General features: G+C 74.1%; 13 protein-coding genes. 7 read left to right on the top strand and 6 right to left on the bottom strand.

The genetic code is table 11. The annotated features are described in order from the left end of the window. Window positions 1-59: 59 nt before the first annotated feature. Both H505_RS41925 and H505_RS50600 read right to left on the bottom strand, forming a co-directional pair. Complete coding sequence (locus tag H505_RS41925; RefSeq protein WP_034517960.1) at window positions 60-809, bottom strand: class I SAM-dependent methyltransferase; 750 nt, start codon at window positions 807-809, stop codon at window positions 60-62. A gap of 138 nt (window positions 810-947) precedes the next feature. Continuing rightward, on the bottom strand, window positions 948-1109 hold the full coding sequence (locus H505_RS50600) for a hypothetical protein (RefSeq protein ID WP_169528828.1): 162 nt from the start codon (window positions 1107-1109) through the stop codon (window positions 948-950). Between the two features lie 105 nt (window positions 1110-1214). Here H505_RS50600 and H505_RS0114965 point away from each other — a divergent pair, with 105 nt between their 5' ends. The 4 genes from H505_RS0114965 (at window position 1215) to H505_RS0114950 (ending at window position 5876) form a co-directional block, all read left to right on the top strand. Continuing rightward, window positions 1215-1613, top strand: coding sequence for a hypothetical protein (locus tag H505_RS0114965; protein WP_051300697.1), 399 nt, complete (start codon window positions 1215-1217; stop codon window positions 1611-1613). 58 nt (window positions 1614-1671) lie between these two features. Beyond that, a complete protein-coding gene (locus tag H505_RS0114960) occupies window positions 1672-3699 on the top strand; it encodes an MFS transporter (RefSeq protein WP_157432999.1) in 2028 nt (675 codons plus the stop codon). 99 nt (window positions 3700-3798) lie between these two features. Then, window positions 3799-4932, top strand: a complete 1134-nt coding sequence (locus H505_RS0114955) for an acetyl-CoA C-acetyltransferase (protein ID WP_026402655.1) — start codon at window positions 3799-3801, stop codon at window positions 4930-4932. A 149-nt stretch (window positions 4933-5081) separates the two neighbouring features. Then, window positions 5082-5876, top strand: a complete 795-nt coding sequence (locus H505_RS0114950; protein WP_026402654.1) for an enoyl-CoA hydratase/isomerase family protein — start codon at window positions 5082-5084, stop codon at window positions 5874-5876. 17 nt (window positions 5877-5893) lie between these two features. On the opposite strand, the gene H505_RS0114945 is transcribed toward H505_RS0114950, so the two are convergent. Continuing rightward, window positions 5894-6655, bottom strand: coding sequence for an IclR family transcriptional regulator (locus H505_RS0114945; protein ID WP_026402653.1), 762 nt, complete (start codon window positions 6653-6655; stop codon window positions 5894-5896). Between the two features lie 174 nt (window positions 6656-6829). Here H505_RS0114945 and H505_RS0114940 point away from each other — a divergent pair, with 174 nt between their 5' ends. After that, on the top strand, window positions 6830-8788 hold the full coding sequence (locus H505_RS0114940) for an acyl-CoA dehydrogenase family protein (protein WP_026402652.1): 1959 nt from the start codon (window positions 6830-6832) through the stop codon (window positions 8786-8788). Window positions 8789-8923: 135 nt separating this feature from the next. Then, on the top strand, window positions 8924-9745 hold the full coding sequence (locus tag H505_RS0114935) for a class I SAM-dependent methyltransferase (protein WP_084550262.1): 822 nt from the start codon (window positions 8924-8926) through the stop codon (window positions 9743-9745). A 30-nt stretch (window positions 9746-9775) separates the two neighbouring features. Here H505_RS0114935 and H505_RS52375 read toward each other — a convergent pair whose 3' ends face one another. The 3 genes from H505_RS52375 to H505_RS50595 are packed head-to-tail and all read right to left on the bottom strand — an operon-like array spanning window position 9776 to window position 14207. Next, window positions 9776-12670 (bottom strand): helix-turn-helix transcriptional regulator, encoded by a 2895-nt coding sequence (locus tag H505_RS52375; RefSeq protein ID WP_281173444.1) that lies wholly within the window; start codon window positions 12668-12670, stop codon window positions 9776-9778. A 43-nt stretch (window positions 12671-12713) separates the two neighbouring features. Continuing rightward, window positions 12714-13733 carry a CaiB/BaiF CoA transferase family protein gene (locus tag H505_RS41920; RefSeq protein ID WP_169528827.1) on the bottom strand — a complete coding sequence of 340 codons (1020 nt, stop codon included), beginning with the start codon at window positions 13731-13733 and terminating at the stop codon, window positions 12714-12716. A 36-nt stretch (window positions 13734-13769) separates the two neighbouring features. Further along, window positions 13770-14207 carry a nuclear transport factor 2 family protein gene (locus tag H505_RS50595; protein ID WP_051300695.1) on the bottom strand — a complete coding sequence of 146 codons (438 nt, stop codon included), beginning with the start codon at window positions 14205-14207 and terminating at the stop codon, window positions 13770-13772. 111 nt (window positions 14208-14318) lie between these two features. Here H505_RS50595 and H505_RS0114915 point away from each other — a divergent pair, with 111 nt between their 5' ends. After that, window positions 14319-14924: a TetR/AcrR family transcriptional regulator gene (locus H505_RS0114915; RefSeq protein ID WP_026402649.1), complete on the top strand. Its 606-nt coding sequence runs from the start codon at window positions 14319-14321 to the stop codon at window positions 14922-14924. The last annotated feature ends 15 nt before the right edge of the window (window positions 14925-14939 follow it).

Here is a 14939-nt window from a genome sequence, read left to right as displayed (position 1 = left end):
GGACGCAATCGCAGTGGTTCCGGTCCGCTCTGGCCGGGGCTTGGCTGAGGTCGTTGGGCCTAACACAAGACATGCGCCCAGGTTTGGGTGAACCAGAGTTCGCCGCCGATGATGCGGGGCTTCGCGCCGGTGCGGGGGCCGCCGTCGACCTCGTCGAGGAGTTCCTCGCGGACGCGGTCGGCGGCGTCGGGGTCGGGGGCGTCGGCCAGCCAGGGTTCGGCGGGACGCTCGACGGTGAAGACGTCGAGGCGGCGGATGGTGCCGCCGGCGGCGGTGACCATGTCGGTGAGCCGCGCGATGGTGGGGATGCCCGGGTGGTCGGGGTCGCGGAGGCGTTCGATGCGGTCGCGCGCGGTGCCGGCGAAGTTGCCGCGGACGAGGTCGGCCATGATGAGCCGCCCGCCGGGGCGCCGGACGCGGAGGAGCTCGCGCAGGACGGCGTCCGGCGCGCCGAGCGCGTAGAGGGCGAACCGCGCGGTGACGAGGGTGAACGAGCCGTCCGGGTAGGGGAGCGCGGTCGCGTCGGCGCGGACGGTCTCGTGGACGGTCTCGTCGGTGCGGGGGCTCGGGGCGGCCGGGGCGGGGAGGGCGTCGCCGGGCATCCGGACGGGCCCGGTGCGGAACGCGCGGCCGTCGCGGGCGGCGTCCACGGCGGTGAGGCGGCGGACGCGGGGCGCGAGCAGGGCGGGCAGCGGTCCGCGGCCCCGCGCGACGTCCAGGCAGACGTCGCCCGGCTGCGGGTCGACGAAGTCCAGCAGCCGTTTGAGGTGCGGGGCGATCTCGGGGACGACGGTCGCCGGATGCGGCACTGCGGGTCTCCCTCGGTCCGGCCATGCCGCACGGGGTACCGGTCGCGGGCATGCCGCGACCGGCGGTGCGGCCGGTTTCGTCAGGTATGACTCGCCGCCCGGCCGGTAAGTTCGGACGTCGGGGAAAGAATCTGCGCGTCAATCCGGGAGCTGGGTCCCGTACAGGGTGAGCGCCACCAGGACGAACACGGTGATCACGGCGATCCGGGTGGGCATGGGCAGGCGCATCTTCACCGCCGCCCAGCGGATCGCGAACGAGACGAGCAGGGCCGTCACGATGAGGGCGATGATGCCTGTCATGGTCACCTTCCACCGGGGGAGTGCCGCCTCCCTAGAACGATAGACGTGTAAGTAGCGGGTTACCCGGGAGTCGGGGCGCGGGGTCGGCCCGCTACCCTCGCGGTTGTGGCAGATGTGAATGAAGTTGACGAGCGGGACAAGATCGACGAGCTGATGGTGCAGCTCGCGCGGGGTCGGGTGGCGCTGGGCGTCGCCGCGTTCGCCGCGCCCGGGCTGACCGTCCGGGCGATGGGGATGGGGCGCGGCGCGGACGGCGGCCGCGACTTCGTCACCCGGATGTTCGCCGCCCGCGAGATCGCGCTCGGCGCCGGCTACCTGCTGAGCGGGGAGGACGGCCGGAAGCTGTGGGCGCGGCTCGGGCTCGGCGTGGACTCCCTCGACGTGGTGACGGGGCTGAGCGGCCGCAAGCGCGTGCCGCTGTGGGCGGCGGCGGGCGCGCTGGCGGTGTCCGGGAGCGCGGCGGCGCTGGGCGCGGCGAAGGTGGCGCGGGACGTGCTGCGGTGACGTGATCCCGCCGGGCTCGTGGGTAGGCCCCTGACGTCACGGACGGGCAGGGGGGCGCATGACGGCGGCGCGGGACGAACCGGCCGAACCGGCCATGCCGGCGGGCAGGGAGCTGTACGCCGTGCTGGGCGCGCTCATGCTGGCGCTGCTGCTGGCGGCCCTCGACCAGACGATCGTGTCGACCGCGCTGCCGACGATCGTCAGCGATCTCGGCGGGCTGAACCACCTGTCGTGGGTGGTGACGGCGTACCTGCTGGCCGCGACGGCGTCCACGCCGCTGTGGGGCAAGCTCGGCGACCAGTACGGCCGCAAGCGGCTGTTCCAGACGTCGATCGTCGTCTTCCTGATCGGGTCGGCGCTGTGCGGCATCGCGCAGGGGATGACCGAGCTGATCCTGTTCCGGGCGCTGCAGGGGCTCGGCGGCGGCGGGCTGATGGTGCTGGCCATCGCGATCGTCGGGGAGGTCGTGCCGCCCCGCGAGCGGGGCCGGTACCAGGGGCTGTTCGGCGCGGTGTTCGGCGTGTCGAGCGTGTGCGGGCCGCTGCTCGGCGGCTGGTTCGTCGACAACCTGTCGTGGCGGTGGGTGTTCTACGTCAACCTGCCGATCGGCGTCGTGGCGCTCGCGGTGATCGCGGTGGTGCTGCGCGCGCACGGCGAGCGGGAGCGCCACCGCATCGACTACGCCGGGACGCTGCTGATCGTCGGCTGGGCGGTCGGCCTGGTGCTGGTGACGACCTGGGGCGGGACGACCTACGACTGGGTCTCCCCGCAGATCATCGGGCTCGCCGGGGCGTCGGCGGTGCTGATCGCGGTCTGGGTGCTGGTGGAGCGGCGCGCGGCGGAGCCGGTCCTGCCGCCGAAGCTCCTGGCCCACCCGGTGTTCGCGATCGGGTCGGCGGTCGGGTTCGTGGTGGGGTTCGCGATGTTCGGCGCGCTCACGTACCTGCCGATCTTCCTGCAGATCGTGCACGGCGTGTCGCCCACGCTGTCGGGCGTGTACCTGCTGCCGATGATGCTCGGGATGCTGGTGACCTCGATCGGGTCCGGCCAGATCGTCAGCCGGACCGGCCGGTACAAGGTCTTCCCGGTGCTCGGCACGCCGATCATCGCGGTCGCGCTGTACCTGGTGTCGCAGCTGGACGAGACGTCCTCGACGCTCGCGATGAGCCTGCGGTTCGCGCTGCTCGGGCTGGGGCTCGGGATGGTCCTGCAGATCCTCGTGATCGCCGTGCAGAACGCCGTCCCGTACGGGGACCTGGGCGCGGCGACGTCCGGCGTCACGTTCTTCCGGCAGATCGGCGGCTCGTTCGGGGTCGCCGTGTTCGGCGCGGTGTTCAGCAACACGCTCGCGAGCAACGTCGACGCGATCGCCCGGGACCTGCCGCCGGGCTTCGACCCGGGCGCCGTCCAGGGCGACCCGACGCTGCTCGACCGGTTCCCCGCGCAGGTCAGGAACGAGGTGCTGCACGCGTACGCCGACTCCATCGACACCGTGTTCTTCTGGGCGGTCCCGGTGGCCGCGGTGGGGTTCCTGCTGGCGCTGTTCCTGCGGGAGACGCCGCTGCGCGAGACGTCCCGGACGCGCGACTACGGCGAGGGGTTCGGCGCGGCGCCGACCGTCCGGTCGTCCCGGCACGAGATGGAGCGGTGCCTGAGCGAGCTGATGCGCCGCGACCCGCGCGCCCGGGACCTGTACGCGCGGCTGGGCGCCCTCGCCGGGGTGGACCTCCCGGCGGGCAGCCTGTGGGCGCTGTGCCGGATCGCCAAGGACGGGACGGTCCGCGGCGAGGACCTCGCGGCCCGTGCGGGCGTGCCGGTGGAGACCGGGCGCCCGTTCGTCGACCGTCTCGTCGGCGACGGCCTCGTGGAGCGCCGCGACGGTGTGCTGGCGATCACGCACGCGGGGCGGGACGTCGCCGAGCGGCTGTTCGCCGCGCGCCGCGAGGGGCTGGCCGCGCACGTGGAGGGCTGGGCCCCCGAGGAGCATCCCGAGCTCGCGGACGTCCTGACCCGCCTCGCCCGCGCGTCGCTGGGCGACGACGCCGACGGCGGGACGATGCGCGGCGCGACCGCCGCCGCCGGGTAACCCCCGTCACATGCCGTTGCGCCATCGGCCCTGTAATCTCATACTGACTGACCGAATCACACTCGGTTTCGGGACGGAACCCAGACAGTTGGAGGCGTAGTGGCCGAGGCGTACATCGTCGGCGCGGTCCGTACCCCCGTCGGCACCAAGAAGGGCGCTCTCAAGGACGTGCACCCCGCCGACCTCGGGGCGCACGTGCTCAAGGAGCTCGTCGACCGCACCGGGGCCGACCCGTCCGCGGTGGAAGACGTGATCATGGGCTGCGTCATGCAGGTCGGTCCGCAGGCGCTCGACATCGCGCGCACCGCGTGGCTGTCGGCGGGCCTGCCGGAGAGCGTGCCCGGCGTGACCATCGACCGGCAGTGCGGGTCCTCGCAGCAGGCGATCCACTTCGCCGCCCAGGGCGTCATGTCCGGCACCCAGGACCTGGTCGTCGCCGCCGGCGTCGAGCAGATGGCGAAGGTCCCGATGGGCTCCAGCATCGTCAAGGGGATGGACTTCCCCTACGGCGAGGGCTGGGCCGAGCGGTACGGCATGCAGGAGATCTCCCAGTTCCGCGGCGCCGAGCTCATGGCCGAGAAGTGGGACCTCAGCCGCGAGGACCTGGAGAAGTTCGCGCTGGAGAGCCACCAGCGCGCCGCCAAGGCGATCGAGGCCGGCTACTTCGACCGGGAGATCGCCCCCATCGCGGGCCTCGGCAAGGACGAGGGCGCCCGCCCCGACACCACCCTCGAGAAGATGGGCGAGCTGAAGCTGCTGCGGGAGGGCGGCCGCATCACCGCCGCCGTCGCGTCGCAGATCTCCATCGGCTCGTCCGCCGTCATGATCGCGTCCGAGGCCGCCGTCAAGCGGTACAACCTCACCCCGCGCGCCCGCATCCACACCCTCGCCGTCACCGGCTCGGACCCGGTCTACATGCTGACCGGCCCGATCCCCGCGACCGAGAAGGCCCTCGACCGCGCCGGCCTCAAGATCGACGACATCGACGTCTTCGAGGTCAACGAGGCGTTCGCCCCGGTCCCGCTGGCGTGGGCCCGCGACACCGGCGCGTCCCTGGAGAAGACCAACCCCAACGGCGGCGCCATCGCGCTCGGCCACCCGCTGGGCGCCACCGGCGGCGTCCTGATGACCAAGCTGCTGCACGAGCTGGAGCGCACCGGCGGCCGCTACGGCCTGCAGACGATGTGCGAGGGCGGCGGACAGGCCAACGCCACCATCATCGAGCGCCTCTGATCCGCGGATCGGCGGCCTGACGGCACGCCACCTGTGTGCGGCCCCGACTCCTCGCCCGACGGCGCGGAGCCGGGGCCGCACGCGCTTCCGGGGACGGGTGGGATCCTCGGTGCGTCGGAGTCGTAGTCGGTGCGGACGGTGAGGCGGACATGGACGAGACGGTGCTGTACACGGTCGGCGAGCGGGTCGCGCGGATCACGCTGAACCGGCCGGACGCGCGGAACGCGCTCAGCGACCGGATGATCGACGGGCTGCTCGACGCGTTCGAGCGGGCGAAGCACGACGACGACGTCCGCGTGATCGTCCTGACGGGCGCGGGGGACCGGGCGTTCTGCGCGGGCGCGGACCTCGGCGGGCTCGGCGCGCAGCAGGCGGACGGACGGTCCGTGGCGGACCCCGCGGCGATCCGGGAGAGCGCGCCGTTCCGGCTGTTCACCGCGTTCCCGAAGCTCGGCAAGCCGATCATCGCGCGGCTGGCGGGGCACGCGGTGGCGGGCGGGCTCGGGCTCGCGGCGGCGTGCGACCTGGTGGTCGCGGCGGACGACGTGAAGCTGGCGACGCCCGAGGTGAACGTGGGCCTCTGGCCGATGATGATCATGGCGATCATCAACCGGAACGTCGTCCCGAAGCAGGCGTTCAAGCTGTATTACACGGGTGCCCGCATCACCGCGGCGGAGGGCAGGGAGATCGGCCTCGTCACCGAGGTGGTGCCGCGGGACGAGCTGGACGCGCGGGTGGACGACCTGGCGCGGACGATCGCGGCGAAGAGCCCGCTCGGGCTGCGCCGGGGCCGCGACGCGTTCTTCGCGATCGAGGGCCGCCCGCTGGAGAACCAGGTGGAGCACCTGCTGGGCGAGCTGGTGCGGCTCGCGGGCAGCGAGGACGCCCGGGAGGGCGTCGCGGCGTTCCTGGAGAACCGCGCCCCCGACTTCCGCGGCCGCTAGGGAGGCCGGCGGGCCCGTCAGGGCACCGGCAGGGTGATCGTCCGCTGGAGGCGGGCGGCGGTCGCCTTCATCCGGTCGGCGGCGCGCTCGATCTTGGGCAGCTTCGCGGGGCGGCAGGAGAGCGCGAGGGCCGCGCGGACGGTGCCGGTCGCGTCGGTGACCGGGACCGCGACGCACCCGGTGCCGAGCGCGTACTCCTCGCGGTCGATGGACAGTCCGGTGGACGAGCGCAGCGTGCGGAGCAGCCGGTGCGGCTCGGTGATCGTGTGCGGGGTGAGGTCGGCGAGCCGGTGCCGGTCGAGGTAGTCGCGGCGGCGGTCCTCGTCGAGCTGGGCGATCAGGCACTTGCCGAGCGCGGTGGCGTGCGGGGCCTCGTCGAAGCCCACCCAGACGTCGACGCGGGGCGTGCGGGGGCCGTCGACGATGTCGATGAGCCGGATCTCGCCGTCGACGTGCATGGCGAAGTACGCCGCGGCGCCGAGCTCGTCCCGCAGCGCGACGAGGGCGGGGCGGATGCGGGCGAGGAGCTGCTGCGCCCGGCTCTTGCCGTGCAGGCTGGCGACGCGCTCGCCGAGCACCCAGACGCCGTCCGACAGCCGGGTCGCGTAGCCCTCGTGCGCGAGGGTGCGCAGCAGGTGGTAGGTGGTGGCGAGGGGCAGACCGGCCTCGCGGGCGAGCTGCTTGGCGGGCGCCCCGCTGGGGTGCGACGACACCGCCTCCATCAGATGCAGAGCACGCTGCACCGAGGCGATGAGTGTGGGTCCGCGTGTCTCGTCCATCACGCAAAGCGAACCCTGCCCGCCGAGGCCGGTCAAGGGCTTTGCCGAGACCCGTCAAGGAAGATCGCGCGGCGCCGCGCCGACGGCCGCGGCGACCTGCGGAAAGGGAGTACTCCGGCCGGATCCGGGGAGTGAGCACCCAAGGGGACGGACGGGTCAGGTCGAGGAGCCGGCATGAGTCAGCCGATGCGCACGGACGAGCACGTCGACGAGCGGACCGCGCGGAAGGCGGCGGAGGAGGCGCGGGAGGCGGAATGGCGGCTGCCGAGCTTCGGCAGGCGGCTGTTCCTCGGCGAGTTCCGGCTCGACCTCGTGCATCCGCATCCGCGTCCCGGCGCGGACGACCGGGCGCGGGGCGACGCGTTCCTGGCGAAGCTCACGGAGTTCTGCCAGAACGAGGTCGATCCGGCGCGGATCGAGCGGGACGCCCGCATCCCGGACGAGACGCTGCGGGGCCTGCGCGACCTCGGGGCGTTCGGGATGAAGGTCCCCGAGCGGTACGGCGGGCTCGGACTCGGCCAGTTCCACTACGGGCGCGCGCTGATGGTCGCGGGGTCGGTGAGCCCGGCGATCGGGGCGCTGCTGTCGGCGCACCAGTCGATCGGCGTCCCGCAGCCGGTGGCGATGTTCGGGACGGACGAGCAGAAGGAGGCGTGGCTGCCGCGCTGCGCGACGCGGATCACGGCGTTCCTGCTGACCGAGCCCGACGTCGGCTCGGACCCGGCGCGGCTGCGGGCGACGGCCGTCCCGGACGGGGACGACTACGTCCTCAACGGCGTGAAGCTGTGGACGACGAACGGCGTCGTGGCGGACCTCGTCGTGGTGATGGCGCGGGTCCCGGAGTCGGACGGGCACCGGGGCGGGATCTCCGCGTTCGTCGTCGACATGGACACTCCCGGCATCACGGTCGAGAACCGGAACGCGTTCATGGGGCTGCGCGGCATCGAGAACGGCGTGACGCGCTTCCACGACGTGCGCGTCCCGAAGGCGAACATGATCGGGAAGGAGGGCGCCGGGCTGAAGATCGCGCTGGCGACCCTCAACACCGGACGGCTGTCGCTGCCGGCGATGTGCGCGGCGAACGGCAAGTGGGCGGTGAAGATCGCCCGGGAGTGGTCGGCGGAGCGGGTGCAGTGGGGCCGCCCCGTGGGGCGGCACGAGGCGGTCGCCCGCAAGGTGGCGTTCATCGCGGCGACGGCGTACGCGATGGAGGCCGTGCACGACCTGTCGGCCCGGCTGGCGGACGACGCGCGCAACGACATCCGGATCGAGGCGGCGCTCGCGAAGCTGTGGTCGTCGGAGATGGCGTGCCGGGTGGCGGACGAGCTGGTGCAGGTGCGCGGCGGCCGCGGCTACGAGACGGCCGCGTCGCTCGCGGCGCGCGGCGAGCGGGGCGTCCCGGCCGAGCAGATGCTCCGCGACGTGCGCATCAACCGGATCTTCGAGGGCTCCAGCGAGATCATGCACCTGCTGATCGCGCGGGAGGCGGTCGACGCGCACCTGTCGGTGGCCGGCGACATCATCGACCCCGACGCGTCGGCGGGGGACAAGGCGCGGGCGGCGGCGCGGGCCGGCGGGTTCTACGCGCGCTGGCTGCCGACGCTCGTCACGGGCCCGGGGCGGCGGCCCGGCTCGTACGCGGAGTTCGGCCCGCTCGCCAAGCACCTGCGGTACGTGGAGCGCGCGTCCCGCAAGCTGGCCCGGTCGGTCTTCTACGCGGCGGGCCGGTGGCAGGGCGGCCTGGAACGCAAGCAGGGCTTCCTCGGGCGAATGGTCGACATCGGCGCCGAACTGTACGCGATGAGCGCCGTCTGTGTGCGCGCGCACGCCGACGCGTCCGGCAAGGGGCCGCTGCAGGACGGCGGCGCGAACGCGAACGGGCGCGGCCCCGGCAAGTCGGCGCTCCTGCTCGCGGACGCCTTCTGCAAGCAGTCCCGGGTGCGGGTGGAGGGGCTGTTCGACGGACTGTGGCGCAACACGGACGCACCGGACGTGCGGCTCGCGCGGGCCGTGCTCGACGGCGCGTTCACGTGGGTCGAGGAAGGCGTCCTCGACCCGTCCATCCCGGGGCCGTGGATCGCCCCGTCCGAGCCGGGCCCCAGCGGCGCCGAGTCCGTCCACCGGCACGTCTAGGACGCGCGGCCACGTTTGGTGTCGATACACTGACCGGAATTCGCGCCCGAGATCAGGCCCTCCCGTTGCGGAGCAGGTCCCAGGATCCGGCGAAACGACAGCCGTTACGGCGAACGCACCCAGCGAGCGGGAAGTATGCAGCAACCTGGTCAGAAGAAGTCCATTGCCGGAACCCTCCTCAACCTGATCGGCAGCGGCCCGAAGCGGTCGCCCGCGGCGCCGCCGCCGGCACGGGACGGCGACGTCGTCCAGCCCGCCGCCGGCGAGGGGGCGCTGGAGAACCACCTCGGCGGGGATGAGGCCCGCAACTACCGCAAGTACGAGTACGACACCGTCGCGCCGCACGTGGGCCGCTCCATGCTGGAGGTGGGGTCCGGGCTCGGGCACTTCTCCGAGCAGTTCGCGGGCCGGCTCGACTACCTCGTCGTCAGCGACAACGACCCCTACTGCGTCGGTGAGCTGCGCAAGCGCTACGAGGGCAACGACGACGTCGAGGTCATCGACCTGGCGCTGCCGGCCGACATCGAGATCCGGCAGAAGGTCGACACCGTCGTGATGATGAACGTCCTGGAGCACATCAAGGACGACGTCCAGGCGCTGCGCGACCTCGCCGCCGTGACCCTCCCCGGCGGCCGGATCGTCATCTGGGTCCCCGGGTACATGCAGCTCTACGGCGACTTCGACCGCAAGGTCGGGCACGTCACCCGGTACACCCCGACGACGCTGGAGAAGTCGGTGCGCGAGGCGGGGCTCGTCCCCGAGGTCCTCAAGCCGATCAACTTCCTCGGCGGCATCGCCTGGTGGTTCGCGGTGCGGCGCGGCGGCGCCGGCTACCCCGACCCCCGGCTGGTGAAGATCTACGACCGGACGGTCGTGCCGTTCACCCGCACGATCGAGCGGTTCGTCAAGCCGCCGTTCGGGCAGACGGTGCTCTGCGTGGCGCGCGTCCCCGAGTAGCAGCCGCCCCCGGGAGCCGTCCCGGAGCCGTCACCGCGCCGCGCCGGCCTCCCGGAACAGGGAGAGCCGGTGCGCGGTCGCGGCGGCCTCGCCGCGGCTGGCGACGCCGAGCTTGCCGAGGATGTTCGAGACGTGCACGCTCGCCGTCTTCGCGGAGATGAACAGCGCCTCGGCGATGTCGCGGTTGCTGCGGCCCTCGGCGACGAGCCGCAGCACCTCGAACTCGCGGGGCGTCAGCCCGAGCGGCGCCGTCCCGGCGCGCTGCGGGCTCCGGGTGCGGCGCCGCAGGTCGGCGATGCGCCCGGCGAGCGCCTCGGCGCGCAGCCCGGCGGCGAGGTCCGCGGCCGTGCCCAGCCGGTCGGACGCCGCGTCGTGGTCGCCCGCGGACAGCGCGGCCTCGGCCGCCCGCAGCAGCGCGCCCGCGCGCGGGAACGGTTCGCCGATCCGCTCCCACGCGGCGGCGGCGCCGTCCCACGCGGCCGGATCGAGGACGCCGCGGGCGCGGGCCAGCTCGGCGTCGAACGTCAGCCGGTGCGCCTGCTGCAGCCGGCCGCGGACCGGCAGCGCCGCCGCGCGCTCCTCGATGCGCGCGAGGTCGCCGTCGGCGTCCGGGCCGGCCTCGGCGCAGGCGGTGGCGCCCAGCACCAGCACCGGCCACGCGTACCGCGCGTCGTCCGGCAGGCCCGGCCGCTCCAGCACCCCGCGGACGGCGTCCAGCGCGGCGGCCGGGTCGCCGTCGGCCAGCGCGAGCCGCGTCCGGAGCCGCTGGGTGGAGAAGTAGTCCTGTGTCTTCAGCCACGCCGCCTGCACGTTCACCACCTGGCTCGCGCGCTCCAGCAGCTCCCGCGCGTTCTCCGGCTCGCCGCGGAACAGCGCGATCTCGCCCGACATGACGAGCAGCCCCGTGCGGGTCGTGGCGGACGGCTCCTGCGCCATCGCCTGCTCCATCACGGTGACCGCCTCGTCCCACCGGCCGAGGGAGAGGAGCGGCTCCGCCTCGTTGATGCACAGGAACGTCCCGTCGGTGCGGGCGAGCCCGAACCGGCTGGCGGTCTCCTTCCCGAGCCGCGCGACCTCCGCGGCCTCCTCGTGCAGCCCGGCGCCCTCCAGGAAGTGCGACCGGAGCACCGCGTGCCGCATCAGCGCGGCGTGGTCGCCGCTGCGGGCCGTGACCTCGGCGATCTCGTCGAGCATCGAGCCGTCGCCGTAGTCGATGTCGGTGCAGAACAGCGTGCACAGCGCGTGCGACTCCGCCGCCGGGTCGTGCAGCTCCCGCGCGATCGCGTACGCCTCGGCCGCCGCGGCCCGCGACTCGTCGATGTTCGTCGTGAAGCGCATGTAGGTCGCGAGCGTGGACAGGACGCGGGCGCGCAGCACGGTGCGCCGGCCGGACTGCAGCGCCTCCGCGGCGGCCCGGACGTCCTCGATGAACCCGGTGCGGGCCGTCTGGTACCGCATCCGGCCCCGCAGCGCGAGCAGCTCCGCCCGCCGCTCCCGGACGTCCGGGTCGTCGTCCCCGTCGCCGATCTCGCGCAGCGCCGCGGACACCAGCTTGATGCCCTTCTCGTACTCGCCCGCCAGGTCGGCGGTCCGCGCGGCCTTCTCGAGGACCCGCACCAGGTCGGCGCCGATGCGCTCGGACGCGTCCGGGACCAGCTCCCACAGCTCCATCACGCGCGACAGCATCGCCAGGCACTCCGCGTACGCGAGCGCCTTGCGCGCGAACCCCGCCGCCCGCCACGACGCGACGAGCGCCCAGACGGCGTTGTGCGCGGACTTCCAGTGGTGGCTCAGCTCCACCCACAGCCGCCCGTCCGGCACCAGCGCCGGATCGTTCTCCAGCGCCTCCGCGTACCGGGTGTGCAGCCGCGTGTGCTCGCCGGGCAGCAGGTCGTCGTGGACAGCTTCGCGGATCAGCGCGTGCCGGAACGCGTAGCCGTCCCCGTCGACGACGAGGACGTTCGCGGCGACCGCCGGGCGCAGCGTGCGGGTCAGCGCGGCGTCGTCCAGCCCGGACACCGCCGCGAGCAGCGCGTGCTCGATGCGGGTGCCGCCGCCGCTGGCGTCCCGCAGCACCTCCTGCGTCTCCTCCGGCAGCCGCTGCACCCCCGCCAGCAGCAGGTCGCGCAGCGACTCGGGCAGCTCGGACGCCAGCGTGCCGTCGTCGTCGAGCAGCGCCTCGATGAACAGCGGGTTGCCCTCGCTGCGCTCGACGATCCGCTCCACCAGCCCCGCCGGCGGCTCGTCGCCCAGCAGCGCGGTGACCAGCGCGGCCGTCTCCGTGCGGGTCAGCCGCGCGGGGTCCAGCCGGCGCACCCGCTCGGCCCGCTCCAGGCCCGCGAGCAGCGTCCGCAGCGGGTGCCCGCGGGTCAGCGCGTCCGTCCGGTAGGTCACCACGATGAGGACGGGCGCGGTGCCGAGGTTGCGGGTCAGGAAGGCGAGCAGGTCGCGGGTGGAACGGTCCGCCCAGTGGGCGTCCTCGATGACGAGCACGACCGGGGTGCGCTCCGCGAGCCGCTCCAGCAGCGTCAGCACCAGCTCGAACAGCCGGGCCCGCTCCTCGCCGGACGCCTCGTCCCGCTCGGGCTCGCCGAACTCGGGCAGCAGCCGGGCCAGCGCGCCGGTGTCGCCGCGCGGCACCAGCCCCGCGACCCCGTCGATGCCGATGTCGCGGACGAGCCCGCGCAGCACGGTGGTGAACGGCGCGAACGGCAGGCCGTCCGAGCCCAGCTCCAGGCACCCGCCGACCAGCACCCGCGCCCGGTCGGCCACGCACCCGGCGAACTCCCGGATCAGCCGCGTCTTGCCGAGGCCCGCCTCCCCGCCGACGAGCACCGCCCCGGGCGCCGTGGCGAGAGCGTCCTCCAGCCGGCGCAACTCGTCCGTCCGCCCGACCAGGACCGGGCTCATCGCGCGCGTGCTCACGCGCTCCAGCATGCCAAACACATCGGACGAATCCGTACGGATTTCACTTCGTGAGACGCCAGCCCTCGCCGCGGTGCTCGTCCAGTTCCGGAACCCGTCCCGGCGGCGGGCCCGCGTGGTTCGCCGTCCGGACCGGCCCGTCCCCGATCCCGCGGGCCCGGAAGTGCTCGTGCGCGAGCATCTCGGCGCGGGTGAGGACGGGCGCGACCGGCGCGCCCTCCGCCGACAGCCGCGCCACCGCCTCGTCCCGCGTGAGTCCCGCGACGGCGTCCGCGACCGCCCCGTCGAGCTCCTCCAGCCGCTCGAACCGCTGCAGGAACGGGACGTCCGCGTGCCGTTCGAGCCCGAGGGCCCGGCACGTCGCGGCCCACAGGCGGTCCTCGGAGACGACGCCGAGCGTGATCGTCCGTCCGTCCTTGGTGGGGTAGACGCCGTAGCCCGGGACGGGCGCGTCGGCGCCGGACATGTCGGGCGACGTCTCGACCCAGTCGGCGAGCACGTCGGCCATCCCGAGGTCGATCCGCTCGCCGACGCCGGTCTCCCGCGCCTTCAGCACGGCGGCGGTGACCGCGAACGCCGCCATCGTCGCGGCGGCCATGTCGGCGACGGCCAGTTCGGCGCCCGCCGACGTCGCGTCCCGCGCCAGCGCCCCCGCGTAGGCGCGGTAGTTGACGTCGTGCCCCGGCACGTCGGCCAGCGGGCCCTCCGCCCCGTACCCGGAGACCGAGCAGTACACGAGCGCGGGCGCGGCCTCCCGCAGCCGCGCGTACCCGACGCCGAGCCGGTCGGCGACGCCCGGCCGGAACCCCTCGACGAACACTTCCGCGTCCCGCGCGAGCTCCAGGCACCGCGCCAGCCCGTCCGCGCTCTTCAGGTCCAGTTCGACGCTCCGCTTGTGCCGGTTCAGGACGTCGAAGTGGTCGCGGAACGCGCGCATCGGCTCCCCGCCCGGGGGCTCGACCTTGACGACGTCCGCGCCGAGCCGTCCGAGGAGCTGCGTCGCGTACGGCCCCGGCCGCCACATCGACAGATCCAGCACCCGCAGGCCGTCCAGCAGTCCCATGCCCCGCAGCATACGCAAGCGGGCGCTTGTTCGGTATCAGCGGCCGGGCGGCCCGCCGAACCGGCTGCGGACCAGCCGGGGCCAGGAGGAGGGGCGGCGCAGGCCGGTGAGCAGCACGGGAAGCGGGTCCGAGAACGACCGGCGCGCCCGGATCGTCCCGCCGGCGACGGTGAACCGGTCGCACACCGCGAACTCGACCGGCCCGCGCCCGAGGGACGCCCGGCACCGCGACTCGATGTAGACGGTGTCGTCCGCGACCGCCTCCCGGACGACGGTGAGGCGCAGGTCGGGGAAGAGGGCGAAGAGCCGCCGGAACATGCCCTCGACCTCGGCGGGGCCGCGCGCGTCCGCGAACATCGGCTGGACGAACGTCGCCTCGGCGTGGACGAGCGGGCGGAAGTGGTCGAGGAAGCCCTCGGGCTTCGGCAGCGCCCACCCGGCGGCGAAGACCGCGGGAAAGTCGCCGGGCGTCACCGGGCGCCCGCCGGGAAGCCGCCGGGCCGGTCCGGACGGTCGGTGACGCTCCCGGATTTCTGACTGCTGGTCGAAAACTGACTCATAGTCGGAAACTGTATCTTGGTGGGCATGACCGTCAAGAGCCGGCGGGCGGAGAACCGCGAACTCACCAGGAACGCGGTGCTGAACGCCGCCGCGCGGCTGTTCGCCGACCAGGGCTTCACGGCCGCCACGATCGACGACGTCGCCCGCGCCGCCCGCGTCGCCAAGGGCTCGGTCTACTACCACTTCACCGACAAGGCGCACCTGTTCGAGGCCGTCTTCCGCGACCGCCAGGAGCGCCTGGTGCGGGACGTCACGGCGGCGGCCGTGCGGCACCCGGACCCGTGGCCGCGCCTGACCGCTGCGCTGGACGCCTACCTCGACGGAACCGTCACCGACGCCGCGCACCGCTCCCTGCTCCAGCAGGCGCCCGCGGCCCTGGGCGCCGACCGCTGCCGCCGCCTGGACGAGGAGATGGGCCTGCCCGCCCTCCAGACCCTCCTCGACGACCTCGCCGCCGCCGGCGAACTCGTCCCCGCCCCCACCCCGATGCTCACCCGCCTCCTGTTCAGCGCCCTCTGCGAGGCCGCCATGGCCGCGGGCGCCGCACCGGACGCCGTCCGGGCCCGCGCCGAGGCCGGCGCGGCCCTCGCCGCGATCACGGTCGGCCTGCACCGCGCCCCCGCTCCCTAGCGCCGGACGCCGGGT

This window comes from Actinomadura rifamycini DSM 43936 (assembly GCF_000425065.1).
Taxonomy (GTDB): domain Bacteria; phylum Actinomycetota; class Actinomycetes; order Streptosporangiales; family Streptosporangiaceae; genus Spirillospora; species Spirillospora rifamycini.
The sequence above is the reverse complement of the archived record's forward strand: the minus strand, read 5'-3'. Positions and strand labels throughout refer to the sequence as shown.

What these genes read in the sequence shown, in the direction of transcription:
- H505_RS50600 (WP_169528828.1), bottom strand. Translation starts at nt 1,109, where the DNA reads ATGACAGGCATCATCGCCCTCATCGTGACGGCCCTGCTCGTCTCGTTC.
- H505_RS0114960 (WP_157432999.1), top strand. Translation starts at nt 1,672, where the DNA reads ATGACGGCGGCGCGGGACGAACCGGCCGAACCGGCCATGCCGGCGGGC.
- H505_RS0114950 (WP_026402654.1), top strand. Translation starts at nt 5,082, where the DNA reads ATGGACGAGACGGTGCTGTACACGGTCGGCGAGCGGGTCGCGCGGATC.
- H505_RS0114945 (WP_026402653.1), bottom strand. Translation starts at nt 6,655, where the DNA reads ATGGACGAGACACGCGGACCCACACTCATCGCCTCGGTGCAGCGTGCT.
- H505_RS0114940 (WP_026402652.1), top strand. Translation starts at nt 6,830, where the DNA reads ATGAGTCAGCCGATGCGCACGGACGAGCACGTCGACGAGCGGACCGCG.
- H505_RS0114935 (WP_084550262.1), top strand. Translation starts at nt 8,924, where the DNA reads ATGCAGCAACCTGGTCAGAAGAAGTCCATTGCCGGAACCCTCCTCAAC.
- H505_RS41920 (WP_169528827.1), bottom strand. Translation starts at nt 13,733, where the DNA reads ATGGGACTGCTGGACGGCCTGCGGGTGCTGGATCTGTCGATGTGGCGG.
- H505_RS0114915 (WP_026402649.1), top strand. Translation starts at nt 14,319, where the DNA reads ATGACCGTCAAGAGCCGGCGGGCGGAGAACCGCGAACTCACCAGGAAC.